Source organism: Achromobacter sp. CSND-B12, assembly GCF_052906545.1.
In genome coordinates, this window is sequence record NZ_JBREGJ010000001.1 from 4,623,211 (window position 1) to 4,647,026 (window position 23,816).

At 68.0% G+C, this 23,816-nt stretch carries 22 protein-coding genes; 13 read left to right on the forward strand and 9 right to left on the reverse strand.

From position 1 onward, the window contains the following. Positions 1-69 precede the first annotated feature (69 nt). Positions 70-1,125 (forward strand): hypothetical protein, encoded by a 1,056-nt coding sequence (locus tag ACUTAG_RS21900; RefSeq protein WP_148316373.1) that lies wholly within the window; start codon positions 70-72, stop codon positions 1,123-1,125. A 5-nt stretch (positions 1,126-1,130) separates the two neighbouring features. Here ACUTAG_RS21900 and ACUTAG_RS21905 read toward each other — a convergent pair whose 3' ends face one another. From ACUTAG_RS21905 to ACUTAG_RS21915, 3 genes are read right to left on the reverse strand one after another with little or no spacing between them, the layout of a single operon-like run. Continuing rightward, positions 1,131-2,213 (reverse strand): ABC transporter substrate-binding protein, encoded by a 1,083-nt coding sequence (locus ACUTAG_RS21905; protein WP_054449304.1) that lies wholly within the window; start codon positions 2,211-2,213, stop codon positions 1,131-1,133. Then, positions 2,203-3,645 carry a sensor histidine kinase N-terminal domain-containing protein gene (locus ACUTAG_RS21910; protein WP_148316375.1) on the reverse strand — a complete coding sequence of 481 codons (1,443 nt, stop codon included), beginning with the start codon at positions 3,643-3,645 and terminating at the stop codon, positions 2,203-2,205. The genes ACUTAG_RS21905 and ACUTAG_RS21910 overlap by 11 nt, the downstream gene beginning before the upstream one ends. Then, positions 3,614-4,312 (reverse strand): response regulator transcription factor, encoded by a 699-nt coding sequence (locus ACUTAG_RS21915; RefSeq protein ID WP_020924786.1) that lies wholly within the window; start codon positions 4,310-4,312, stop codon positions 3,614-3,616. Before ACUTAG_RS21915 ends, ACUTAG_RS21910 begins: the two co-directional genes overlap by 32 nt. A gap of 540 nt (positions 4,313-4,852) precedes the next feature. Here ACUTAG_RS21915 and ACUTAG_RS21920 point away from each other — a divergent pair. Next, the gene (locus ACUTAG_RS21920; RefSeq protein WP_148316377.1) at positions 4,853-6,193 is read left to right on the forward strand and encodes a CitMHS family transporter; all 1,341 of its coding nucleotides are present in this window, start codon (positions 4,853-4,855) and stop codon (positions 6,191-6,193) included. 38 nt (positions 6,194-6,231) lie between these two features. Continuing rightward, positions 6,232-6,972: an acetoacetyl-CoA reductase gene (phbB, locus tag ACUTAG_RS21925; protein ID WP_148316379.1), complete on the forward strand. Its 741-nt coding sequence runs from the start codon at positions 6,232-6,234 to the stop codon at positions 6,970-6,972. A gap of 10 nt (positions 6,973-6,982) precedes the next feature. Here the strand turns inward: phbB and ACUTAG_RS21930 are convergent, their stop codons facing one another. Further along, entirely contained in the window at positions 6,983-7,747 is a 765-nt protein-coding gene (locus tag ACUTAG_RS21930; RefSeq protein WP_006389165.1) for an SDR family oxidoreductase, read from the reverse strand. 156 nt (positions 7,748-7,903) lie between these two features. On the opposite strand from ACUTAG_RS21930, the gene ACUTAG_RS21935 reads away from it, so the two are divergent. Further along, a complete protein-coding gene (locus ACUTAG_RS21935) occupies positions 7,904-8,731 on the forward strand; it encodes a symmetrical bis(5'-nucleosyl)-tetraphosphatase (RefSeq protein ID WP_148316381.1) in 828 nt (275 codons plus the stop codon). Here ACUTAG_RS21935 and ACUTAG_RS21940 read toward each other — a convergent pair. Beyond that, complete coding sequence (locus tag ACUTAG_RS21940) at positions 8,692-9,192, reverse strand: response regulator (RefSeq protein ID WP_165596285.1); 501 nt, start codon at positions 9,190-9,192, stop codon at positions 8,692-8,694. The genes ACUTAG_RS21935 and ACUTAG_RS21940 overlap by 40 nt on opposite strands. A gap of 334 nt (positions 9,193-9,526) precedes the next feature. On the opposite strand from ACUTAG_RS21940, the gene galU reads away from it, so the two are divergent. The 4 genes from galU to ACUTAG_RS21960 all read left to right on the forward strand — a co-directional run bounded on the left by galU (position 9,527) and on the right by ACUTAG_RS21960 (position 13,597). After that, on the forward strand, positions 9,527-10,360 hold the full coding sequence (gene galU / locus ACUTAG_RS21945) for a UTP--glucose-1-phosphate uridylyltransferase GalU (RefSeq protein ID WP_047992155.1): 834 nt from the start codon (positions 9,527-9,529) through the stop codon (positions 10,358-10,360). 99 nt (positions 10,361-10,459) lie between these two features. After that, positions 10,460-11,989 carry a PAS domain-containing sensor histidine kinase gene (locus ACUTAG_RS21950; protein ID WP_162838327.1) on the forward strand — a complete coding sequence of 510 codons (1,530 nt, stop codon included), beginning with the start codon at positions 10,460-10,462 and terminating at the stop codon, positions 11,987-11,989. Between the two features lie 37 nt (positions 11,990-12,026). Then, the gene (locus tag ACUTAG_RS21955; RefSeq protein WP_148316383.1) at positions 12,027-13,157 is read left to right on the forward strand and encodes a sensor histidine kinase; all 1,131 of its coding nucleotides are present in this window, start codon (positions 12,027-12,029) and stop codon (positions 13,155-13,157) included. Positions 13,158-13,246: 89 nt separating this feature from the next. After that, positions 13,247-13,597 (forward strand): hypothetical protein, encoded by a 351-nt coding sequence (locus ACUTAG_RS21960; RefSeq protein WP_006389171.1) that lies wholly within the window; start codon positions 13,247-13,249, stop codon positions 13,595-13,597. A gap of 39 nt (positions 13,598-13,636) precedes the next feature. Here the strand turns inward: ACUTAG_RS21960 and norR are convergent, their stop codons facing one another. Continuing rightward, positions 13,637-15,157, reverse strand: a complete 1,521-nt coding sequence (gene norR, locus ACUTAG_RS21965) for a nitric oxide reductase transcriptional regulator NorR (RefSeq protein ID WP_148316385.1) — start codon at positions 15,155-15,157, stop codon at positions 13,637-13,639. 150 nt (positions 15,158-15,307) lie between these two features. On the opposite strand from norR, the gene ytfE reads away from it, so the two are divergent. After that, complete coding sequence (gene ytfE / locus ACUTAG_RS21970; protein ID WP_006389173.1) at positions 15,308-15,988, forward strand: iron-sulfur cluster repair protein YtfE; 681 nt, start codon at positions 15,308-15,310, stop codon at positions 15,986-15,988. A 97-nt stretch (positions 15,989-16,085) separates the two neighbouring features. Here the strand turns inward: ytfE and ACUTAG_RS21975 are convergent, their stop codons facing one another. Next, entirely contained in the window at positions 16,086-16,394 is a 309-nt protein-coding gene (locus ACUTAG_RS21975) for a DUF1272 domain-containing protein (protein WP_006389174.1), read from the reverse strand. A 163-nt stretch (positions 16,395-16,557) separates the two neighbouring features. Here ACUTAG_RS21975 and ACUTAG_RS21980 point away from each other — a divergent pair, with 163 nt between their 5' ends. Next, the gene (locus tag ACUTAG_RS21980; protein WP_026384228.1) at positions 16,558-17,469 is read left to right on the forward strand and encodes a DUF808 domain-containing protein; all 912 of its coding nucleotides are present in this window, start codon (positions 16,558-16,560) and stop codon (positions 17,467-17,469) included. A 32-nt stretch (positions 17,470-17,501) separates the two neighbouring features. Here ACUTAG_RS21980 and axcR read toward each other — a convergent pair whose 3' ends face one another. After that, positions 17,502-18,386 carry a putative beta-lactamase transcriptional repressor AxcR gene (gene axcR, locus ACUTAG_RS21985; RefSeq protein ID WP_020924774.1) on the reverse strand — a complete coding sequence of 295 codons (885 nt, stop codon included), beginning with the start codon at positions 18,384-18,386 and terminating at the stop codon, positions 17,502-17,504. Positions 18,387-18,487: 101 nt separating this feature from the next. Here axcR and ACUTAG_RS21990 point away from each other — a divergent pair, with 101 nt between their 5' ends. After that, on the forward strand, positions 18,488-19,384 hold the full coding sequence (locus ACUTAG_RS21990; RefSeq protein ID WP_020924773.1) for a carbapenem-hydrolyzing class A beta-lactamase AXC-1: 897 nt from the start codon (positions 18,488-18,490) through the stop codon (positions 19,382-19,384). A 54-nt stretch (positions 19,385-19,438) separates the two neighbouring features. On the opposite strand, the gene ACUTAG_RS21995 is transcribed toward ACUTAG_RS21990, so the two are convergent. Beyond that, positions 19,439-21,595 carry a TonB-dependent receptor family protein gene (locus tag ACUTAG_RS21995; RefSeq protein WP_148316387.1) on the reverse strand — a complete coding sequence of 719 codons (2,157 nt, stop codon included), beginning with the start codon at positions 21,593-21,595 and terminating at the stop codon, positions 19,439-19,441. A 296-nt stretch (positions 21,596-21,891) separates the two neighbouring features. Between ACUTAG_RS21995 and ACUTAG_RS22000 the strand changes: the two genes are divergently transcribed. Together ACUTAG_RS22000 and ACUTAG_RS22005 are read left to right on the forward strand one after the other, a co-directional pair. Next, positions 21,892-22,317, forward strand: a complete 426-nt coding sequence (locus ACUTAG_RS22000; protein ID WP_006389177.1) for an Lrp/AsnC family transcriptional regulator — start codon at positions 21,892-21,894, stop codon at positions 22,315-22,317. A gap of 601 nt (positions 22,318-22,918) precedes the next feature. Next, on the forward strand, positions 22,919-23,782 hold the full coding sequence (locus ACUTAG_RS22005; RefSeq protein WP_026382620.1) for a hydrolase: 864 nt from the start codon (positions 22,919-22,921) through the stop codon (positions 23,780-23,782). Positions 23,783-23,816: the final 34 nt, after the last annotated feature.

Sequence of the window (23,816 nt, forward strand, 5' to 3'; positions counted from 1 at the left end):
ACTGGCGGTTTTGGGTGGGGCCCGTTTGTGCCATAGTGGTGTCCCCCGATTCACTATTCCTGTCAGCCCATGCCGACCTCTTTTGCCTCGCTTGCCGCCGCGCTCCGTTCCCCGGTCACGTCAGCCGACGACGTGGAGACCCTCGACGCGTTCTTCCAGCGTCCCGAGGTCCGCGCGTTCTACGAGCAAGCCCAGGATCCGGCACACACCAGCGCCGGCCTGCGGTTCTGCGCCGAACTGCTGCCGTCGCTGTACCCCAGCCGGGCGGCGGCGCTGGCGCTGATGTGCGGTTCGCTGGTGGAGGATGGCGCCGATCCCGTGCTGCTGTTCCCCGCGTTGCAGGCGTTGCTGGGCCCGTGGTTGCAGACCCTGAGGCCGTATTGCGCGCTGGAGGTCGAGGATGACGACGCCGAGGTCGAGGAAGCCGACCGCCTGGCCTGGAAAGAGGCGGTGGCGCGGCTTGAAGCCATTCCCGAGGACCGGCGCTGGGAACTCGATGCGCAGGTCGCCGCCATCGACACGCTGGTGCTACCGATGATGGCCATGCTGATGCGCGACCAGCGCAATCACCAGGCCTTCGTCGCCGACGCCGAACTGATGGACCTGCTGTACGCCATGACCACGCTCAACGACAACCTGCCGTTCGAGCAGCTGCATTTCCTGTGGCTGGCCTCGCGCATCAGCTACGAGGAAGAACTCGTGGTGGTGTTGCCCACTTCCGGCACGGGCTTCGTGGCGCGGGCGCACGGCATCAACAACAATTTCCACGCCTTCACGCTGTTGCAGAATCTGATGCGGGACCGCGTCCAGGCCCTGGGCGTGCGCCGCGAGATCGCCGCGCGCGAACCCGACGCCGAACGCGACAGCGCCGATTTCCAGTGGCTGCAGGCCGATGCCTATGCGCAGGGAAAGCTGGTCAACGACATGCGTTTTGCCTGGGGCGAAGCGGCGCTGCGCGACAATCTGGCCCGGCATGGCAAGCGGGTGCTGATCGCGTTGGAGACGGAAGAGGGCATGCAACGCAACTGGTCGGGTTTCAACGGCGCGATCCATGATGCGCAGCAGCCGTCGATGACGTTCGTGCGCTATCTGACGCCGGATGAGGTGGCGGTTTACCTGGCCTGACCGCTTCAGTCCGCCTGGCGCGGCGGCTGCGCCGCCGCGCGCCATACTTCGAGGAAATGCCGTTTCTTGAGCGGATCCAGGTACACCAGCAACCCCACGCCCAACGCCACCGGCCGCACGCCGGCCGCCGGCACGACCGAGGCGCTGACCGGCCGCATGCCGGATTGGCGCGCGATCATGTCCTGGCCGCGCGGCGACAGCAGGTAGTCGAGGAAGCGCGCGCCCAGGTCGGGGCGCGGGGCCTGGCGCGGGATGATGGCCGAGCGCGACAGCATCAGGGTGTAGTCCTGCGGGTAGATGATGGCCAGCGGCGCGCCCTGGTCGATGCGGTGGCGGGTATAGGATTCCAGCAGGTTGTAGGCCAGCGTGATTTCGCCGCGTTCGAGCTTGTCGAGCGCGTGTTCGGTCGACTCGTGCACGCCGACGCCGTTGCGGCCGAAGGCGGCCAGCAGCGCGCCGGCCAGGCTGTCCAGGCGCGCGTCCTGGGTGGCGGCCAGGTAGCCGATGCCGCTGCCTTCGACGTCGTAGGTCGAAATCCGGCCGGCCAGCGGCTGGTCGGGCGCCTGCAACAGCGCCAGCAACTCACGGCGCGTGCGCGGCACGCGCGCAGCGTCCAGGCGGCGGGTGTCGTAGACCATGACGATGGGGTCGGTGCCGATGCTGAAGACCTCGTCGCGCCAGTTGGCCCAGGCGGGCAGGGCGCGGGTATCCGGCGAAACGTGCGGCTGGGCATGGCCGTCGTTGACCAGCTTGGTCTGCAGGTCCATGGCGCTGCTGATGACCAGGTCGGGGCCGGCCTTCTCGCGCGGCGCCTGCGCGGCGCGGGTGGCGACTTCGGCATACAGGGCCTGGGTCGACAGCTCCGTGTATTCCAGGCGCACGTCGGGGTTGAGCTGGCTGAAGTCCTCCAGCACGCCGCGAAACACCTGCACGCTGTTGGAGGCGTGCAGCACCAGCACGTGTTTGCTGTCGGCCGGGCCCAGCGTCAGGCCGTCGGTGCTGGTCTCGGCGGCAAGGCTGGCCGCGGTCAGCAGCAGGGCGGCGCCAGCCGCGGCCAGGCGCGCGAGCAGGGGAAATCTAGGCGTCATGGGCGTTGGCGGGCAGGAGGACGACGGCTTCGAGGCCGCCGCCGGGGCGATTGCTGAGACTGAGCCGACCGTGGTGGATGTCGACCACGCGCTTGATGATGGACAGCCCCAGGCCCGCGCCGGGCGTGCGCGGGTTGGGGCCGCGCGAGAAACGCTCGAAGGCGCTTTGCGCCAGCGCGGCCGGGATGCCGGGCCCCTGGTCGGCCACGGTGATGCGCCAGCCGGCGTCGTCGCGTTCGAGCCGCACGTCGATGTGGCCATCCGCCGAGGCGCCATGGCGCAGGGCGTTGTCGATCAGGTTCTTGAAGGCCTCGCGCAGCATCAGGCTGTCGCCCGCGATGCGGGGCGGCGCGCCCTCTTGCGCGGCGGGCAGTTGCAGCCGCACATCGGGCTGCGGGTCGGCCTGCGGCACGGTGTCGTAGACGGCCTGCGAAAGCAGCTCGGCCAGGTCCACGGGACCGAACTTGCGCACGTTGCTGCGGTGGATGACGCTGGCGTCGCTGAGCAGCTGGTTCACCAGCCGCGACAGCTTCTCGGCATTGCGCAGCACCGCCAGCAGGCTGCGGCGCTGTTCGGCCGGGTCTTCTTCGTCCAGCGCCACTTCCATCTGCGCGTGCAGCGCCGCCAGCGGCGTGCGCAGCTGGTGCGCGGCCTCGGCGATGAACAGGCGCAGGGTGTCGAGGTTCTCGGACAGCCGCGCCATGAAGCCGTCGAGCGAATGCACCAGCGTGTCCAGCTCCTCGGGCACGGGCGCGGCGATCGGATGCAGGTCGGCGGCGCTGCGCGCGGCCAGTTCGCGCTCGATGCGCTGGATCGGCGACAGCGAGCGCTGCAGGCCCCAGTAGGCCAGCGCCAGCGCCGCGGCGGTGAAACCGATCAGCGTCAGTGTGCCCTGCCACAGGATGCTTGCGGCCAGCGCGTTGCGCGCTTCGCGCGTCTGCGCCACCTGGATCAGCGCCGTCTCGGTGGCGCGCGGGCCGGCGATCTTGCGCTCCATCCACGCCACCCGCACCGGCTGGTCCTGGTAGGTGGCGGTGAACAGTTGCGTGTCGGCGTTGGCGTCGGCGCCGTGAGCAGGCGGGGCAGGCAGGTCGGCGTAGCCGGAAATCAGCGCGCCATCGGCCGCCGCCACGCGGTAGAAAATGCGGTCGCGCGGCGCCTGTTCCAACAGCGCGAGGGCGGCGTACGGCATGTCCATCTGCCACTCGCCCTGCACCAGCTGCAGGCTGTCCGCCATCGACAGCACCGAGGCCCGCAGCAGTTGGTCGTAGGTGGTGTCGGCCGTCTGCTGCGCATAGCCGCGCACCAGCAGGTACAGCGCGCCCAGCCCCGCCACGAACAGCGCCAGCAGCATCGCCAGCAGGCGCCGGCGCACGGAAATGCGGCGGGACGGCACCGGCTCAGTCCCGCGGCGCCGCGTCGGCGTCGGCATCCTCGACCGCCTTCAGCAGGTAGCCGGTGCCGCGCTGCGTCTCGATGCGCAGCGGCGAGCCTTCCAGCTTCCTGCGCAAGCGCGCGATGTAGACCTCGATGGCATTGGGCGCGGCATCATCATCGAACGCGAACAGCTTGTTGGCGATCTCGGCCTTGCTCACCGCGCGGTTCATGCCGGCCAGCAGGATCTCGAGCAAGCTGTACTCGCGCTTGGGCAGATCGATGCGCTGCCCCGCCAGGCTGACTTGTCGCGCCGCGCTGTCGATCACCAGCTCGCCAAACCGCAACACCCCCGCCGCCTGCACGCTGGGCCGCCGCAGCAACGCCCGGCAACGCGCCTCCAGCTCGCGAAAGTCGAACGGCTTGGCCAGGTAATCATCGGCCCCCGTATCCAGCGCATGCACCCGATCCTCGATATCGATGCGCGCCGTCAACGCCAGCACCGGCGTCTTGCTGCCCCGATCCCGCAACCGATGCAGGATCTCGAACCCCGACATGCGTGGCAAGCCGATGTCCAGGATCACCAGATCGAAGGTCTCGTACTGCAACACCCCATCCGCGCTCAACCCATCCTTCTGGCAATCGACGGCATGCCCAAGACGACGCAGCCGGCGTACGAGCGCGTCGGCCAGGTCCTCATCATCTTCGATCACCAGAATCCGCATGCGCGGGATTGTCGCATAGCGTCCCCAACCACCCATGGCCCCCGCCGCCACATCCGTCCCCCTGTAACGCCCTGTCATAGCGCCCCGCTCCCCACCAGCGCGCAGCGCACACCGCCACGCAATCCCTGGCCGCGTATGCCGTTTGGGCCGCCCGCGCGGCCCAAAAAGGCGGGCCACCACCACTCCCCCATGCCGCCGAGGTCCAGCAACGCATCAAACCAAGAAACCGGTAGTCCGGGGCGGGGTGGGTGTCGCGGAGCGCGCCGTCAGATGCGCCCGACGGAAACCGAAGGCAGCCGCCGAAGGGCGGCCACGAGGTTGAGGCAGGGGCAGTCCGGAGCGAAGGCTCCGGACCGCAATCGCAGGCGCGCTCCGCGACACCCACCCCGCCCCGGACGGCCTACATCCCTTCTTTGCTCAACACCCCCCCACCCCGACCCCGGCCCCCCAAAAAACGACAGGTTCCAGACAGCTTTTCTTCCTAGTCTTCCGCCCCAGCGCCCCGAGCGCAAATAACAACGAGCCCGGAGATACCCCCTCATGCTATTGACCCTGCTTGGCTTCGGCATGGTGATCACGTTCATGACGCTGATCATGACCAAGCGCCTCTCGCCCCTGGTGGCGCTCATCCTTGTTCCGATCATCTTCGCCCTGCTCGGCGGCTTCGGCGCCGGCATCGACAAGATGATGCTCGACGGCATCCGCAAGATCGCGCCCACCGGCGTCATGCTGATGTTCGCCATCCTCTACTTCGGCGTCATGATCGATGCCGGCCTGTTCGACCCCATCGTCGGCCGCATCCTGCGCGCGGTGAAGGGCGACCCGCTCAAGATCGTGGTCGGCACCACCGTGCTGGCGCTGGTCATCTCGCTGGACGGCGACGGTTCCACCACCTACATGATCGTGGTGGCCTCGATGCTGCCGCTGTATCGCCGCCTGAAGATGAACGCGCTGTCCATGACCTGTCTGGCGATGCTGGCCAGTGGCGTCATGAACCTGACGCCGTGGGGCGGACCGACCGCGCGCGCCGCCAGCGCGCTGCATGTGGACGCCGGCGACATCTTCGTGCCGCTGGTGCCGGTGATGGGCGTGGCCATTGTCGCGATCCTGTTGCTGGCCTTTTTTCTGGGCCTGCGCGAACGCCGCCGCCTGGGCGTGCTGTCGCTGCCCGACGGCGCCGCGCTGCATGCCGGCTACGACGAGGACGGCCCCAAGAACCTGCCCGAGATCGAAGTCGACCACGACCTGCGCCGCCCCAAGCTGCTGTGGGTCAACGCCGGCCTGACGCTGGCGCTGATGGTGAGCCTGGTGATGGGCGTGCTGCCGCTGCCGGTGCTGTTCATGATCGCCTTCGCGGTCGCGCTGATCATCAACTACCCGAACCTGGCCGAGCAGCGCCGCCGCGTGGCGCAGCATGCCGGCAACGTGCTGTCGGTGGTGTCGCTGATCTTCGCGGCGGGCATCTTCACCGGCATCCTGTCGGGCACGGGCATGGTCGAAGCCATGTCGCGCAGCCTGCTGGCGGTGATCCCCGACGCGCTCGGGCCGTATCTGGCCGGCATCACCGCGCTGGTCAGCCTGCCGTTCACCTTCTTCATGTCCAACGACGCCTTTTACTTCGGCGTGCTGCCGATCCTGAGCGAAGCCGCGCAGGGCTACGGCATCTCGCCGGTGGAAATGGCGCGCGCCTCGCTGATCGGCCAGCCGGTGCACCTGCTCAGTCCGCTGGTGCCCTCGACCTACCTGCTGGTGGGCCTGGCGGGCGTGGAGTTCGGCGACCACCAGCGCTACTCGCTCAAGTGGGCCACCATGGTGTGCCTGGTGATGCTGGCGGCCGCGCTGGCGTTCGGTCTGTTCCCCCTGGTTGGCGCCGTCGCCTGACGGCGGCGCCTTCCCACGTTTCTGAAAGGAGAACGTTCATGGCTTTGCGCATTGCCTACGTCACCAGCGGGATGGGCCACACCGGCACCGCGATCTGCCAGGCGCTGCACCACGCGGGCCACCGCGTCATCGCCGGCTGCGGGCCGCGCTCGTCGCGCAAGGACCACTGGCTGAAGGAACAGAAGTCGCTGGGCTACGACTTCATCGCTTCGGAAGGCGACGCCACCGACTGGGCCTCGACCGAGGCGGCCTTCGCCAAGGTGCGGCGCGAGGTCGGCGAGATCGACGTGCTGGTCAACAACGCCGGCGCCATGCTCGACATGCGCTTTCGCCAGATGAGCCACGCCGACTGGTCGGCGGTGCTGCGCAGCAACCTGGACACGCTGTTCAACAGCACCAAGCAGGTGGTCGAGGGCATGGCCGAGCGCGGCTGGGGCCGCATCATCAACATCGGCTCGGTGGCGGCCGAGAAGGGCCAGATCGGCCAGATCAACTACGCCACCGCCAAGGGCGCCGTCATCGGCTTCACCCGCTCGCTGGCGCAGGAAGTGGCGGCGCGCGGCGTCACCGTCAACCTGGTGTCGCCGGGCTTCATCGCCGACGACACCGTCAAGGCGTTCCCGCCGGTGCTGCTGGACCGCATCATCGAAAGCGTGCCGGTGGGGCGCCTGGGCACCGCCGAGGACCTGGCCGGCCTGTGCGCCTGGCTGGCGTCGGACCAGGCGGCGTTCGTGACGGGCGCCAACTACGCGATCAACGGTGGCGTCTACATGAGCTGAACGGGCGCCATCACCCCCGATTGATCGACACCCCGCCATCCACCAGCAATGCCGTGCCGGTGGTGAAGCTGGACGCGTCCGACGCCAGGTACAGGGCGGAGCGGGCGATCTCGGCGGGGCTGGCCAGGCGCTTGAGCGCGTGCAGGCTCTCAATGTAGCGGCGCGCCTCGGGCGAGTCCATCGAGGCGCGGCCCATCGGCGTGTCGGTGCCGCCTGGCAGCAGGGCGTTGGCGCGGATGCCCTGGGCGCCATATTCGGCGGCGATCGCCTGGGTCAGGCCGATCAGGCCGGCCTTGCTGGCGGCATAGGCGCCCATGCCGGGAAAGCCCGCCGTGTGGCCGACGAAGGTGGACGTGAAAACCAGCGAGCCGCCGCCCCGCCGCAGCATCGCCGGGATCTGGTGGCGCGCGCCGAGGAAGGCGCTGCTCAGGTTGGTGTCCAGGATCTGGCGCCATGCGTCGGGCGGAACCTGGTGCAGGGGCAGGGCGTCGCCGGTCATGCCGGCGTTGTTGAAGGCGATGTCCAGTCCGCCGAAGCGGCGCTCGGCGAGGGTGACGGCGGCCTCGGCGACGGCCTCGTCGCGCACATCGCCGGCCAGCGGCACGGCGTGGCCGCCATCGGCTTCGATGGCCGCGACCAGGTGTTCCAGTTCGGCCTGGCGCCGCGCCACCACCACGAGGCTGGCGCCCTCGCGGGCGAACAGCTTTGCCGCTTCGTAGCCGATGCCCGAGCTGGCGCCGGTGATGATGGCGACTTTGCCGGTCAGTTGATGCATGGTGAATCCTTGTAGGTAAATGACTTGGCGACGATAGGCAAGCCGCGGCGAGCCGGCTATCCGGATCTTGCGATGGGGCCGGGCGCGCCAATTGCTGACATCGTCCCGACGTCCGCGCACGCCTGCGCGTGGCGCTGTGCAGAAGGACTGAACGCCATGGAATCGATCTGGGTGATCGGCGATGTGCATGGTTGCCGCGACTCCCTGGATGCCTTGCTGGCGCGTCCCGAGATCGCCGATGACCCGCGCTGCCGGTTCTGGTTCGTGGGCGACCTGGTCAACCGCGGGCCGGCGTCGGCCGCGACGTTGCGGCGGGTCAGGGCGCTGGGCGAGCGCGCCACCGTCGTGCTCGGCAATCACGACCTGCGGGCGCTGGCAGTCGCGGCGGGCTGCCTGCGGCCGGGCCGCCGCGATACGCTGGACGAGCTGCTGCGCGCGCGCGACGCCACGTCGCTGCTGGACTGGCTGCGCCGGCAGCCGTTGCTGCACGCCGAAGCCGGCCATCTGCTGGTGCACGCCGGCGTCTATCCGCGCTGGGATTGCGCCACGGCGATGGCGCGCGCGCGGGAGGTCGAGACGTTGCTGCGCCATCCGCGATGGCGCCAGCACCTGCGGCGGATCCGGGGGCCGTCGCCGCTGTCCTGGCGCGACACGATGTCGGGCGCGGCCAGGCTGAGGTTCATTGTCCGGGCGTTCACCCAGATGCGGCTCTGCCGCCCCGACGGCACATTGGCGCCGCACGCCAGGGCCGCGCCGGGGCGCTGGCCGCCCGGCGTGCTGCCCTGGTTCGACGTGCCGGGGCGGCAGGCGGGGCCGGCTCCCGTCCTCTTCGGGCATTGGGCAACGCTGGGATTGCTGGTGCGGTCGGACGTGGTGTGCCTGGACACTGGGTGCGTATCCGGCGGCGTATTGACAGCCCTGCGCCTGGCTGACCGCAAGTTGCTTCAGGTGGGGCGCGAAGCGTTGTGGCCCGTGCCTGCATGAGCGTGGCCCCCGCAGCGATTCAGATAGTCCAGCAGTTCGCCCGGATCGGCAGGTTTGGTGAAATAGCGGTCGAAGCCGGCGATGCGCCCGCGCTCGAGGTCTTGCGGGCTGCCGTAGCCGCTGAGCGCGACGATCACCAGGCCCGCGGCCCAGGGTTCGCGCCGCAGCCGTTGGCAGAGGGTGTAGCCGTCCAGTTCCGGCATGCTGATGTCGAGCAGGACGATATCCGGCCGGTGCGCCTGCGCCAGGGCGAGGGCCGTGCGCCCTTCGAACGCGGTATGGACCTGGTGGTGGTCAAGCCTGAGGATTTCAGCCAGGGTTTCGACGGCGTCCTGGTTGTCGTCTGCGAGCAGGATGGTCAAAGGCCGCGGGGGTGTCGGCGGGCCATCTTGTCCGGTCGCGTGCTGCGGGTTGTGCGATAGGGTGCCGGCCGTATCCTGTCTGGGCGTGCGGATAGTCACGGATGGAGTCCTCCTCAACCTGTTGCTGGCAGCTTAGTTGCTGTGGTCGGACGGATGCTTCACCTTTGTTTCACTAAATTTCATCCTATGCCGTCATCCCGTGGCCGGTGAGATGCCCGCAAACCAGTGCGTATGTACCGGCCTGCGGCAGAACGTAGCGTCACTCCCGGGTGTGTGGGCGCGCCGACGCCGGCAGGGTAATGAACTCTTACATTTTCGGCGCCGCCGGGAGATCGGGTGCTTCCGCCGCGACGCCGCTCGCAATTGGGCACGGCATTTGCTAATCGCTGCCACGGCTCCCGCTCCGGCGAGCCGCCCGACTGAGGTTCATACCATGCTTCCCATACGCAAAGCGGTTTTCCCTGTTGCTGGCCTCGGCACGCGCTTTCTGCCCGCGACCAAGGCCATGCCCAAAGAAATGCTGCCCATCGTCGACCGGCCGCTGATCCAATATGCCGTCGAGGAGGCGGTGGCCGCCGGCATTACGGAGCTGATCTTCGTGACCGGCCGCAACAAGCGCGCCATCGAAGACCATTTCGACCGCGTGCCGGAACTGGAGCGCGACCTTGAGCTGAAGAACAAGGCCGTGCTGCTCGACAGCGTGCGCAATGTCATTCCGGAAACCGTGAAGTGCGTCTATACCCGCCAGCCCGCCGCCCTGGGGCTGGGCCACGCCGTGCTGTGCGCCGCCTCGATCGTGGGCAATGAGCCGTTCGCCGTACTGCTGGCGGACGACATGATCGACGCCGAAACGCCCGTCATCGGCGAGATGATGAAGGTGGCGCGGGAGTTCGACGGCAGCGTGATCGCGGTGCAGAAGGTGCCGCCGGCCAACACCGATCAGTATGGGATCGTCTCCGGCACGCAGGCCTCGCACGGAGTGCTGCGCCTGACCGGCATCGTCGAGAAGCCGCGGCCAGAGGACGCGCCGACCGATCTGGGCGTGGTGGGACGCTACATCCTCGATCCCGCCATCTTCCCGGCGCTGCAGGCGACCCGGCCGGGTGTCGGCGGCGAGATCCAGCTGACCGACGCCATCGCGGCCCTGCTCGATGGGGGCCGCGTGTTTGGCTACCAGTACGACGGTCAACGCTACGACTGCGGCAGCAAGGAGGGCTTCTACCGCGCCACCATGGAGATGGGCCGGAAGTATCACGGCCTGGGATGAGCAGCCGGAGCGTGGGCTTGCGGCGGCGTCTGCCGCGCAAGGGGCATGTTTCTTGCTGGCGCGGCGGGATCGCATCAATTCGACTTTCGCGAGGCAGACATGGCCCCTCAAATTCCCTCCGACGAGCGCTACCGGCTGTTGGTGGACGCGGTGATGGACTATGCCATCTACCTCTTGGACGCCAACGGCCTGGTGAGCAGCTGGAATCCCGGGGCCGAGCGCTTCAAGGGCTACGCCGAGCACGAAATCCTGGGGCAGCACTTCTCCGTCTTCTACACCGAAGAGGATCGCGCCGCCGGCGCGCCCGAGCGCGCCCTGGAAACGGCATTGCGCGCTGGACGGTTCGAAACCGAAGGCTGGCGGGTGCGCAAGGATGGCAGCCGCTTCTGGTGCAGCGCGGTGATCGATCCGATCCACGACGGCCAGGGTCGGCTGGTGGGCTTTGCCAAGATCACCCGGGACATCACCGAACAAACGCTGCGCCGCGAGGAATCCCAGGCCGCGCGCGACGCCATGCACCAGGCCCAGCGAATGGAGGCCATCGGCCGCCTGACGGGCGGGGTGGCGCACGACTTCAATAATTTCCTGACCGCCATCCGGTTTTCCGCCGAGTTCATGAAGCGGTCCCCGGACCTGCCGGCCTCGGCCACGCGTTACCTGGGAATCATCATCGATACGACCGAGCGCGCCGCGCAGCTGACCCGCAAGCTGCTGGCGTATGCCAGGAAGCAGCCGCTGCAGCCGCATGTGTTCGATGTGCGCGAAACCCTGGCGTCGTTGCGCCAGTTGTTCGAAGCGTCGCTGGGGTCGAGCATCGCCCTGAGCTATGAACTCGACCCGGGCAGTTGCACGATTTCCGCGGACCCGGGCCAGCTGGAATCGGCCTTGCTCAATCTCGTGATCAATGCGCGCGATGCGATGCCCGCGGGCGGGCAGCTGACGATATCGGTGCGGCACGTCGATGGCAGGCCCGCCGCGAACGGCGCTCCCGGCCAACCCGGGCCGCAGGTGGCGCTATCGGTACAGGACACCGGGGTCGGCATTGCCGACGATGTGGTGGCGCATGTCTTCGAGCCGTTCTTTTCCACCAAGAGCAAGCACCAGAATTCGGGCTTGGGGCTGAGCCAGGTCCAGGGCTTCGTGCGGCAATCGGGCGGCGATGTCGCGGTCCGCAGTAAAGTCGGGCAGGGCACGACGTTCACGCTGTACCTGCCCGCCGCGACGCCGGCCAGCGCGGTGGCCGGCCCTGTCGATGCGGACGTCGCCGCTCGGGTCACGACGCGCAAGGCCGTCCTGCTGGTCGAGGACAACCGCATGGTCGGCGAGGTTGTGTCGACCTTGCTGACCGATCTGGGCCAGGACCTGACCTGGGCCACCGATGCCGAGAGCGCGTTGGGCATGTTGCAAGAGAGGCAGGGGCGTTTCGATATCGCCATCCTCGACATCGTGTTGCCTGGCATGGATGGGGTGCAGTTGGCTGAAATGATCAAGGCGCAATGGCCGGCGATACGGGTGGTGCTGGCAACCGGTTACAGTGAAGCGTTGGCGGGGCGCGATGCCGGGGCGCTGGAGGTCATGCAGAAGCCTTATTCGATCGAAGCCCTGACGCGGCTGTTGGTCGCGCACTAGTGCGTCCGGCGCGCACGCTTCATCCATGGAGACCGATATGGACCTGGCGGATTTCATCGAAGCCAATCTGGAAGCCCTGATCGACGACTGGGCGGAATATGCCATGGTGCTGAACCAGGGCAAGCACCGGCTTACGGCCGTCGAGCTGCGCAATTCAGGCGCCGAGCTGTTGACCAGGGTGGCCGCCAACATGCGCCAGGCGCAGACTCCCCTGCAGCAGCGGCAAAAATCGCATGGCGCCAAGCGCGAGCAGGACAGCGCCTTTGACACCGTTTCCATGTTGCACGCCGACGACCGCCTGTCACAGGGGTTCGGCATCAATGAAGTGCTGGCGGAATACCGGGCGCTGCGCGCCAGCGTGTTGCGCCGGTGGGAACACAGCGCGCCCGCCGGCCCGCAGGCCTTTCAGGAAATGATCCGCTTCAATGAGGCGATCGACCAGGGCTTGACCGAGTCGGTCCGCCAGTTTTCCGACCGCACCGAGCGCATCCGCGACCTGTTCGCCGGCGTGCTGGCGCATGACCTGCGATCGCCGCTGGGCGTGTTGCTCAATTCCGCGGAGATCCTGTCGCGCGACCGCAATCTCTCGCCGGCCAGTATCCGTGCCACTTCGTACGTGCAGCGCAGCGCGGTGCGCATGAAGTGGATGATCGATGACCTGCTGGTGTTCGCGCGGACGCGGCTGGGCAGCGGGCTGCCGGTGGCGCTTTCCGAGCAGGACCTGGCGCGGATATGCCGCCAGGCGGCTGAGGAGATCGGCGCGCTCTACCCGGAGGCCGTGATCCGCGTCGAGTGCCCGGAGAACCTGATTGTCCGCTGCGATCCCGGACGTATCGGCCAACTGTTGTTCAATCTGCTGTCCAATGCCGCTCGCTATGGCGCGGGCGAGATCGAGTTGATGGCAATGGCCGAGCCGGCCGGTTGGGTGTGGCTGGAAGTGGCGAACGACGGCCCGCCGATTCCGCGACGCGCCCTGCCCACGCTGTTCGACCCGCTGACGCGGGCCAGCAGCGCGACGGGCAGGACTGGCATGGCGGCGGGAATCGGCCTGGGCCTGTATATATGCCGATGCATCGCCACGGCCCATCAAGGCGTCATCGACGTCAGGTCGGGCGAGGATCGCACTGTCTTCACGCTGCGGATGCCTGTCGCGCCCCAGGCCTCCTGACGCGCCGGCCCGGCCCGGCCCGCGCATGCGGCCATGCCGCGCCGTGCCAAAATCGGCGTTTCCCATTCCCTCCCGATCCGAGGAATACCATGCCGATCCGCTCCTGCCGCGCCCTGGGCGCCGGTGCCATGGCCTTGGCCCTGCTGGCCGGCTGCAACAAAAAGACGGAGTATCCGCCCGAGGTGCAACGCACCACCTACAACTCCTGCATGCAGGGTTTCAAGGCCAAGGCGCCGGCCGCCGCGCGCGACGTCGACGCCAAGGCCAAGGACTATTGCCAATGCGTGCTGGACGGACTGCAGGCGAAAGTGCCATTGGAGGATTTCCTGCGTTATGACCAGTTGCTGGCTTCGGGGGCGGCCCATGCCGAGGCCGAGTTGCGCGGCGGACCGGTGATGACGGTGGTGAACGCCTGCCTGGAGCGCATGCCGCGCTCTTAGCTGGCGCCGGGCGGGGCGGCGCCATGGCCTGATGCAGGCTCAGTCCTTCAGGCCGAGACGGCGCGCCAGCTTGTGCAGGTTGCTGGAATCGATGTCGAGCGCCCGCGCGGCGCCGGCCCAACTGCCCTGGTGCGCTTGCAGCGCGCGCCGGATCGCCTGGCGCTGACAGGCGTCGACCGCGACTCGCAGGGGCTGGGCGGCACCGGCCGGCAAGGCGGGTGCTTCGGGCGGGGGCACGGGCATGGCGACATCGTCCAGGTCCAGCAGGCCGGGGCCCAGCGTGACGATTTCGTTGCGATGGGCGCCGTGGCTCACGGCCTTGATGGCGGCGCGGCTGATGACATGTTCCAGTTCGCGCACGTTGCCGGGCCAGCGATAGCGGCTGAGCATATCTTCGGCCTCGGGCGACAGGCGCAGGCTGCGCAGCCCCAGCCGCGCGCGGTTCAGTTCCAGGTAGCGGCCGGCCAGCAGCAGCACGTCGCGGCCGCGCTTGCGCAGCGGCGGAATGGGCACCGGATAGACCGAGAGCCGGTGATACAGGTCGGCGCGGAAATCGCCCTGGCGCACGCGATCGCGCAGGTCGCGGTTGGTGGCCGCGACGATGCGCACGTCGACCGTGCGCGGGCGGTCGTCGCCCAGCCGCTGGATTTCGCCGTTCTGCAGGGTGCGCAGCAGCTTGGCCTGCACCGCCAGCGGCAATTCGCCGACCTCGTCCAGGAACAGCGTGCCGCCGTTGGCGGCTTCGAAACGGCCCGGCCGCTCGGTCAGCGCTCCCGAGAATGCGCCCTTGGCATGGCCGAACAGTTCGCTTTCGGCCAGCGATTCGGGCAGGGCGGCACAGTTCACGTGCACCAGCGGCTTGCCGCGGCGGCGCGATTGGCGATGCACGCGATGCGCGAACAACTCCTTGCCGACGCCGGTTTCGCCCAGCAGCAGGATGGGCAGTTCGGAGTCCGCCACCACCTCGATCTCGTGCAGCAGGCGGGCGATGGCCTCGCTCTGCCCGAGGATCTCGCTGTCATCGGCCAGCGCGCTGTCGGCCGGCAGCGCGCCGCGGGCCACGCGCAGCGCGCGGGTTTCGGCCTCCAGGCGCGTCACGCGCAGGGCGGCCTCGACCAGCACGATCATGTCGCGCAGATCCGATTGCGCCTCGGCGTCGAAGGTGCCGACCTCCAGCGCGTCCAGCGTCAGTACGCCCCAGGGCTGGCCTTCGATATGCAGGCTGGTGCCCATGCAGTCGTGCACCGGCAGCGGTTCGCCGGCCATGCCGTTGATCAGCCCGTCGTAGGGATCGGGCAGGGTGCTGTCGTGATGGAAACAGGTGACGCCGCGGCGCGCCAGGATGGCGGCCAGCCGCGGGTGCTGCTGGACCGCGAAGCGGCGGCCCAGCGCATCCTGGGTCAGGCCATCGACGGCGACCGGCCGCAGGTGGTCGGCCTCCAGTTGCAACAGGGCGACCGCGCCACAGCGGAAATGGGCGCGCAGGCCGGCCGCCAGCCGTTGCAGGCGGACGGCGGCGGGCAGGTCCACGACCAGGTCGGTAAGCAACAGGTTCTGCATGGGTCAATCGTACCCTTGGGGGTGATAAATACCGCAAGCGCGCCGGGTGGTTTTTACCCTTTAATTTTCAAATCATTGATTTGGCGCAAGTTTTTCCTGGCACGGATCTCGCTACTGATCAGGCACCCTCATGAAGCATGGAGAAACGCGATGAGCATGGTTGAACAGTCCCTGGGCCAGCTGGCCCGCAGCATTCCCGGCGCCACCCAGGTGTTTCACGAATATCAATTGGATTTTTGCTGTGGCGGCAAGAAAAGCCTGGCCGAGGCCGCGGCGCAACGGTCACTGGATGCGAGCCAGATCGAGGCGCGGCTGTTGGCGCTGGCCGGCGCGGCCTCGGACGAGCGCGACTGGAGCCAGGCAAGCCCGGCCGACCTGATCGATCACATCCTGGCGCGCTATCACGAGGTGCACCGGCAGCAGCTGCCCGAATTGATCCGGCTGGCGATGAAGGTGGAACAGGTGCATGCGGACAGTCCCGACTGCCCCACCGGACTGGCCGATCACCTGCGCGATATGCACCAGGAACTGGAAAGCCACATGCAGAAGGAGGAACAGGTGCTGTTCCCGATGCTGGCGCGCGGCCATGGCGCCATGGCGGTCATGCCCATCACCATGATGCGCATGGAGCATGATGACCACGGCGTGGCGCTGGAGCGCCTGATGGCCCTGACGCATGACCTGACGCTGCCACGCGCCGCCTGCAACACCTGGCGCGCGCTGTACCTGGGCATCGGCACGTTCAAGCAGGACCTGATGGCCCACATCCACCTGGAAAACAACATCCTGTTCGAGAACGCCGAGGCCGAGGCGGTCCGCCCGCGCGGCTAGTCGGCGCCGCCAGCACGGCCGGCGCGCGGACACATGCGCGCCGGCTCCCTGGCCCGCCGTGGCGGCGACGGATGCGCGGCGCGTGGGCCCGGCGGTTTCAGCGGTCCTGTGGCGGGATGCCGCGCAGCGCCTGCCGCAGCGCGGCGTGGGCGGCCAGGTCGGCCGGCCGGTGCTTGCGCTCGGCCGCCGCCGGATACCTGCCCAGGAAATTGCCATTGCGCCGGTCGGTGGCGGGGCGCACAGGCCGCGGCGCAAAGCCGCCGCCGCAATTCGGGCAGACGTTGCCGAGCACCTCGTCGGCGCAGCGCGCGCAGAAGGTGCATTCAAAGCTGCAGATGCGGGCCTCGGTCGAGGCCGGCGGCAGGTCGGCGTCACAATGTTCACAGCTGGGGCGCAATTCGAGCATGGCGGTCCTTTCCGAACGGTCGGTCCGCCAGCATACCCGCGCCCCGGCGGCGAGCCCATCGCGCGCACGGACAGGTAACGGGCGGAAACGGCCACGTCCGGCAGACCGCTCCCGGCGCGCGGACGCCTGTACACTCGGGCATCTCCACTTTGCGGAATCCGCCATGGCAGGCAGCAGCTTCTTCGCATTGTTCGACGACATCGCCACCATCCTGGACGACGTCTCCGTCATGACCAAGGTGGCGGCCAAGAAAACCGCCGGGGTGCTGGGCGACGACCTGGCGCTGAATGCGCAGCAGGTCTCGGGCGTGCCGGTCAATCGCGAACTGCCGGTGGTGTGGGCGGTGGCGAAGGGCTCGCTCATCAACAAGCTCATCCTGGTGCCGTCGGCGCTGGTGATCAGCGCCTTCGCGTCCTGGGCGGTGACGCCGCTGCTGATGGCCGGCGGCCTGTTCCTGTGCTTCGAAGGCGTCGAGAAGCTGGCCCACAAGTTCCTGCCGCACGGCGAGACCGCCGAGGGCAATCACGCCGCCCGCGCCGAGGCCCTGCAGAACGCCGCGGTGGACATGGTGGCGTTCGAGCGCGACAAGATCAAGGGCGCGGTGCGCACCGACTTCATCCTGTCGGCGGAGATCATCGCCATCACCCTGGGGGCGGTGGCCGGCGCCGATCTGCTGCGCCAGACGGTGGTGCTGGCCGGCATCGCCCTGGTCATGACGGTGGGGGTCTACGGCCTGGTGGCGGGCATCGTCAAGCTCGACGACCTGGGCCTGTACCTGAGCGCCCGCCGCGCCGCGCTGGCCGCCTGGTTCGGCAAGCGCATCGTGGCGGCCGCGCCCTACCTGATGAAGACCTTGTCGGTGGTGGGCACCGCCGCCATGTTCATGGTCGGCGGCGGCATCCTGACGCACGGCATCGCGCCGCTGGGCGCGGCCATCGAACACGTCGCGGCGGCCAGCGGCGGCGGCTTGCTGCCGCCCTTGGTGTCGACCTTGCTCAGCGCCCTGTTCGGCATCGTCGCGGGGGCGGTGACGCTGGGCGTGGTCGCTGGCGTCAAGCGCCTGTTGGGCAAATAGCGGCGCCGAGATCCCGCGATGAACGCGCGGGTTCAGCCCGCCGTGCCCGCTTGCGGCCAGGCGGCCACCGCATCCTGCATCCAGGCGCTGAACGCTTGCATCGCGGCCGTCGGACGGCGGCTGGCGATGCGGGTCAGCCAGTACTGGCCAGTTTCCACTTCCAGCGCGAACGGACGCACCAGCCGGCCCGAAAGGAACTCACGCTCGAACAGGCGCGTGGGCAGCAGGGCGACCCCCGCGCCCTGCGCGGCCGCGTCGGCCAATACCAGCGATGAGTCGAACATTGAACCCTGCACCAAGGGCGGCTCCAGGCCGGCGGTGGCAAACCAGGCGGGCCATTCGTCCGGCCGATAGGATCGCAGCAGGGACTCGTGCAGCACATCGCGGGGGGCGCGCAACCGGGGGGCCACGGCGGGCGCGCAGACCGGTGACAGGGGCGCCGACAACAGCGGCCACGCCTCAATGCCATGCCAGTTGCCATCCCCGAATCGTATCGCCAGGTCCAGGCCTTCGGCGGCCAGGTCGACGCGGTTGTTGTTCGAGAACACGCGCAAGTCCACATGCGGATGGCGCGTCTGAAAGTCGCGCATGCGGGGCAGCAGCCAGCCCACCGCAAACGTACCGACGACTCCCACCGACAGCACCTGGCGCCGCACCTTGCCGCCATAGCCCTGCAGCACGGCGGCGATGCGGTCGAAGGATTCGGACAACACCGGCATCAGCGCCAGGCCTTCGTCCGTAAGCACCAGGCCGCGAGGCACGCGGCGAAACAACGCCACGCCGAGCCGCGCCTCCAGGTTCTTGACGTGCTGGCTGACGGCCGCCTGCGTCAGGTTCAGTTCCTGCGCGGCGCGCGTGAAGCTCAGATGTCGCGCCGACACTTGAAAGGCTCTCAGGGCGTTGAGCGGCAGGTCCATGGCGACGCATTAGTTTTTCTATGGGACGGCCACAATTATTCCCGTTTGTTGGCCGCCCCGTCCAGCCTCTAGCATGCAAGCGTTTTTTCAAGGAGAACGCGTTGCTGACCCGAAGAACCTTCATTGCCTCGGCCGTGCTGGCCGGTTGGATTCCTGCCCTTGCACACGCCCGCACGGATAAGAAAACTCGATGGACGCGCGAAAGTCTCGCGGCGTTCCAACAAGGCCTTGCCCAAGTGGAGGCCGCCAGCCGCGGACGGCTGGGAGTGGCCCTGCTGGACGTGGGCAGTGGGCAAGCCGCCGGCTATCGCGCCGACGAACGCTTCCTGATGCTCAGCTCCTTCAAGACGCTGTCCGCGGCCTACGTGCTGGCGCGGGCCGACCGTGGCGAGGACCAGCTGTCGCGCCGCATCCCGATCACCGACGCCGATGTCCGGGAGTATTCGCCGGTCACGCGGCTGCATGTCGGGCCGCGGGGAATGACGCTGGCCGAACTCTGTGAAGCGACGATCACCACCAGCGACAACGCGGCGGTCAACCTCATGCACAAGAGCTATGGCGGCCCGCAAGCCCTGACCCGCTACCTGCGCAGCCTGGGCGATACCGTCACGCGCCACGATCGCTACGAACCCGAATTGAACCGCCCGCACCCGAGCGAACCGCAGGACACCACCACCCCGCAGGCCATGGCGCGCACGCTGGATACGCTACTGTTCGGCGACGCGCTCAAGCCGCAATCGCGGCAGCAACTGCAATCCTGGCTGCTGGCCAACACGACGGGCGGCAAGCGCCTGCGCGCCGGCATGCCGGCGGATTGGAAGATCGGCGAGAAGACAGGCACCTATTCGAAGGTGGGCTGCAACGACGCCGGCTTCGCGCAACCGCCCGGCGCGGCGCCGATCATCATCGCGGCCTATCTGGAAACCACCGCGGTGCCGATGGAGGAGCGCGACCGCTGCATCGCCGAGGTCGGCAGGCTGGTGGCGGCATTGGGCTAGCCGTCAGGTCGGGCGCCACGCCGTCGGCGTGGCGCCCGACCCGGGGGCGATGCCTCAGTACGCCAGCGAGGCTTGCAGGTACACCGTGCGCGGCATGCCCACGTACTTGCCCGCGTTGTTGTCGGTGGAGCGCGTGAAGTAGCGCTTGTCGAACAGGTTCTTCACGCCCAGCGCGATGTTCAGGTTGTGCATCTGCTTGCCGAAGTCGTAGGCGGCGCGCACGTGCACCGTGCCGTAGCCCGGGATGTCGCCGTAGGCGCCGTTGGCGCTTTCCTCGGTCTGGTAGCGGGCGCCAGGGTCGGGCGCGCCGGGCGACCGCTGCTTGGACTGCAGGAAGGTGTCGACATTGAAGGTCCACTGGTTGCGCGTGTAGCGCGCGCCCAGCGAGGCCACGTTGCGCGAATAGAAGGGCAGGTCGCGGCCCTCGAACACGCCGGCTTTGTAGGTGGCCTGGGTGTAGGTATAGGTGCCGTACAGCGACAGGCCCGACAGCGCCGCCGACAGTTCGCCCAGGTCGTACGACAGCCCGGTTTCCAGGCCACGGTGGCGGGTGGCGCCCAGGTTGGTCCAGGCGTCCGAACCGCCGTTGGTACCGCCGCGCAACTGCAGTTCGTCGTCGAAGTCGATGTTGAACAGCGTCAGCTCGCCCTTCCAGCCGCCGCCATTGAAGTGCGTGCCGACTTCATAGGTGGTGGCCTTTTCCGGATGCAGGCCGTTGGTGGTCGAGGCGATCTGAAAGTACTGCAGCGGGCCGAATGACTGGCCGGCGTTGGCGAACACGCTCCATTGTTCGCTGACGTGGTAGACCACCGACAGCGAGGGCAGGGGTTCTTCGGACTTGATGCTGGTATGGGTCCTGGCCGCGGGATTGGTCTTGTCGTTCAGGAACGAGTCGATGAATTCATAGCGCAGACCCGGCGTGATGGTCCAGTTGCCGACATTGATGGTGTCGTCGATGTAGACCGCATGCGCCGTGGTGCCGCCGGTGCGGTACTGGTACTGCGGATTCGGGGCATCGAGCGGATCGAAGCCGCCGTCCGGCACGTAGAACGCGGTGCGCGAGGCGCGCTCGTCGCTGGCTTCCTTCAGGTAGCGGTAGCCCACGCTGATCTCCTGCGTCACGTCGGCGCCGCGAAACAGGCGCGAATAGCGCGGCTCGATCGCGAAGGTGTGATAGTTGCGCGGGTTGAAGGTCAGGCGGCGCTTGCCGGCGTTGGCGCCGGTGCCCTCCGTTTCGATGCTGCTGCCGCGGAAGCTGTCGGTGTAGTACGTCAGCAGCTCGAACTTATTGATGCCGTCGTCGTGGTTGTAGCGGAACGAGGCGTCGGTGCGGCGGCCGGTGAAACTGTCATACGGCCGCGTCGACTGGAAGGGGTCCTCGGAATACTGCCTGGTGGTCAACCCGCCGGGCATGCCGGCGCGGCCTTCGTAGTGATGCAGCGCGGCCGACACGCTGTCGTCGGCGCCGATGCGATAGGTGCCCTTGAGCATCACGTCATCGATGTCCACGCGGTCGTTGCTTTCACGAAAGCCGTTGCCGTGCGTGCCTGAATACAGCAGGGCGCCGCCCAGGCCCCGCTCATTGGTGCCGCCGATGAACGCGCTGGGCGAGGTCTTCACACCGCCGTGGCTGTACATGTCGGTCTCGACCGTGGCGTCGGCGGTGAAGTCCCGCGGAATCGCGCGCGTCACGAAGTTGATGATGCCGCCCACGTTCTGCGGGCCATAGCGCACCGAGCCGGCGCCGCGCACCACGTCCACCGCCGACAGGTTGCCCAGCGACACGGGCGCCATCGACAACTGCGGCTGGCCATAGGGCGCCACCGCCAGCGGAATGCCGTCCATCAGAATGGTCGAGCGCGGCGACAGGCGCGAGGTCAGCCCGCGCACGCCCACGTTCAGCGACACATCGCTGCCGCCCGTGCCATTGCTTTCCTGCACCTGCACGCCCGGCACGCGGCGCAAGACGTCGCGCACATTGGTCGCGCCGGTATCCTGGAACGACGAACGCTCGATGATCGTGCGCGCGCCGCCGTGTTCAAGCACCTTTTCTTCATTGGGGTTGTCCAGCCAGTCGCCCACGACGCTGATCGCGCCCAGGGTGTTGTCGGCGGGCGCGGCGTCTGCCGCGGTCTGCGCCCGGCTGTGGGCGGCCAGCGTCAGCATGGCCAGCGCGAGCGCCAGGCGTCGCGGGGGAAAAGGAATCGGCATCGGAAGTCCAGGAAGCGGGGAAGGGCGCTCGTCATTAATACGAGCGTCAATCACATTGAGAATCTTTACGAGTCCGGCACGGACGTCAGCCAAGGTGGATGCATGAGCCGAGTAGGGCGCTGTCGGACCGGCCCGAAATATATCAAAAATTGGCGCCAATCCAAACGGGGTAAATTGGGGCCGTGGCAAAAACACGCCATGGCCCGCCAGGCCCGCGTGCCGGACAGCGCGCGCCAGCGCCGCATCGAATCCGTATAAGATGTGAAATTGGCGCCAATTTTCAGGCTGGAACAATCATGGACACACTCGATCAGCAATTGCTGGGTCTGTTGCGCGCCGACGCTCGCGCAACCGTCGCGACCCTGGCCAAGAAGCTCGACGTATCAAGGGGCACCGTCAACAACCGCATCGCCCGCATGGAAGACGAGGGCATCATCGTCGGCTACACCGTCCGGCTGCGCCCCGAATCCCAACCCGACCAGATCGGCGCCTGGATGAACATCGCCGTCGACGGCAACGAAACCCGCCGCGTCGTCAGCATCCTCCTGGGCGATCCCGCCGTCGTCGCCCTGCACGACACCAACGGCCGCTGGGACCTGCTGGCCGAACTGCGCGTCGCCAACATCGAGGAAATGTCCCGCGTCCTGGACCGCGTCCGCCTCATCAAGGCCATCTCCGCCACGGAAACCAGCATCCACCTGAAAAGCTACAAGCTCGATTGAGCCCTGCCGCCCATCCTTGCGACCGTCCCTCCCAGAGCGCAAAATCGCCGCTCTTGTCTGTGCCCCTCCTGTTGAAGACGCCTACGTCATCTCCGCAAACCCGGACGTCGACGCCGCACCACTGAACGCCCAAAAAGGCCGCCCGCGCGGCCGCCTTGGGCGACCCCGCAAGATCTTCCATCGAACAAACCAGCGTCGCCGCGAAGCCCAAGCACGCAAGACTCCCCAGCGGCGCTTCGCTTGACACTGACGCAGCGTGGTGGCCGGGCCGGGCGGAGGGCGGGGCGTGTAGATGCGCCCGAGGGAATCTGAAGGAGCAGCCGAAGGCTGCGACGAAGATGACGAAGGGGCAGTCCGGAGCGAAGGCTCCGGACCGCAATCGTAGCCCCGCCCTGCGCCCGGCCCGGCCACCACGCGTCAAAAGAACCACAGCCCGAGCCGCCCGACCCATCCCCCCGGGGCAACGTCACGAACCACCCGTTAGGGATTCCCCCCGCTTGCCCCCACCCACACCTGGTTCCTAAAATTGGCGCCAATTTAGTCAACCATCCCCGCCCGCAACACCCCCCCGGCACACCCCCGCCCGGGAATCGAGGAAACCATGCAGTCCACCGCAGCACCCGCCCTGGCCCCCGACGCCGCCCGCGCCCGCGCCATCTACGACCTCGGCCACAGCACCGTCTTCGCCTCGCGCACCGACCCGCGCTTCTCGTACTGCATGTACGTCCCCCCGCATATCGACCAGGCCAAGCACCCCATGGAGCTGGTCGTGATCATGCACGGCACCGGCCGCGCCTTCGTCGAATACCGCGACGCCTTCGCCGAATTCGCCCGCTGGAACGACTGCATCGTGCTGTGCCCGCTGTTTCCCGTCAGCCCGCTCGGCGACGGCAACCGCGACGGCTTCAAGCAACTGCGCGAAGGCGACATCCGCTACGACCACATCCTGCAAGGCATGGTCGCCGAAGTCGGCGAGAAATTCGGCCGCGACTTCACCCGCTTCGCCCTGTTCGGCTATTCGGGCGGCGGCCAGTTCGTCAACCGCTACGCCCTGCTGCATCCCGAAACCCTGTGGGCCGTGTCGATCGGCGCGCCCGGCTCGGTCACGCTGCTCGATCCCGCCCAGGACTGGTGGGTCGGCGTGCGCGACGCCGAGGCCCGCTTCGGCAAGGGCGTCGACATCGACGCCCTGCGCCAGGTCGCGGTGCACATGATCGTCGGCAAGGCCGACCTGGAGACCTGGGAGATCACCCACCGCGAAGGCGGCAAGTTCTTCATGCCCGGCGCCAACTCCGCTGGCGCCACCCGTCCCGAGCGCCTCGAATCGCTGCGCCGCTCGTTCGAGGCCGCCGGTGTGAAGGCCGTGCTGGACGTGGTCGACAACGTGCCGCACGACGGCCTGAAGTGCGTCGGCCAGGTGCAGGACTTCCTGGCCGCCGAACTGCGCAAGCTGCGCAATGAATAACGTCGACAACCAGACCGGCCGCCGGCGCGTCAGC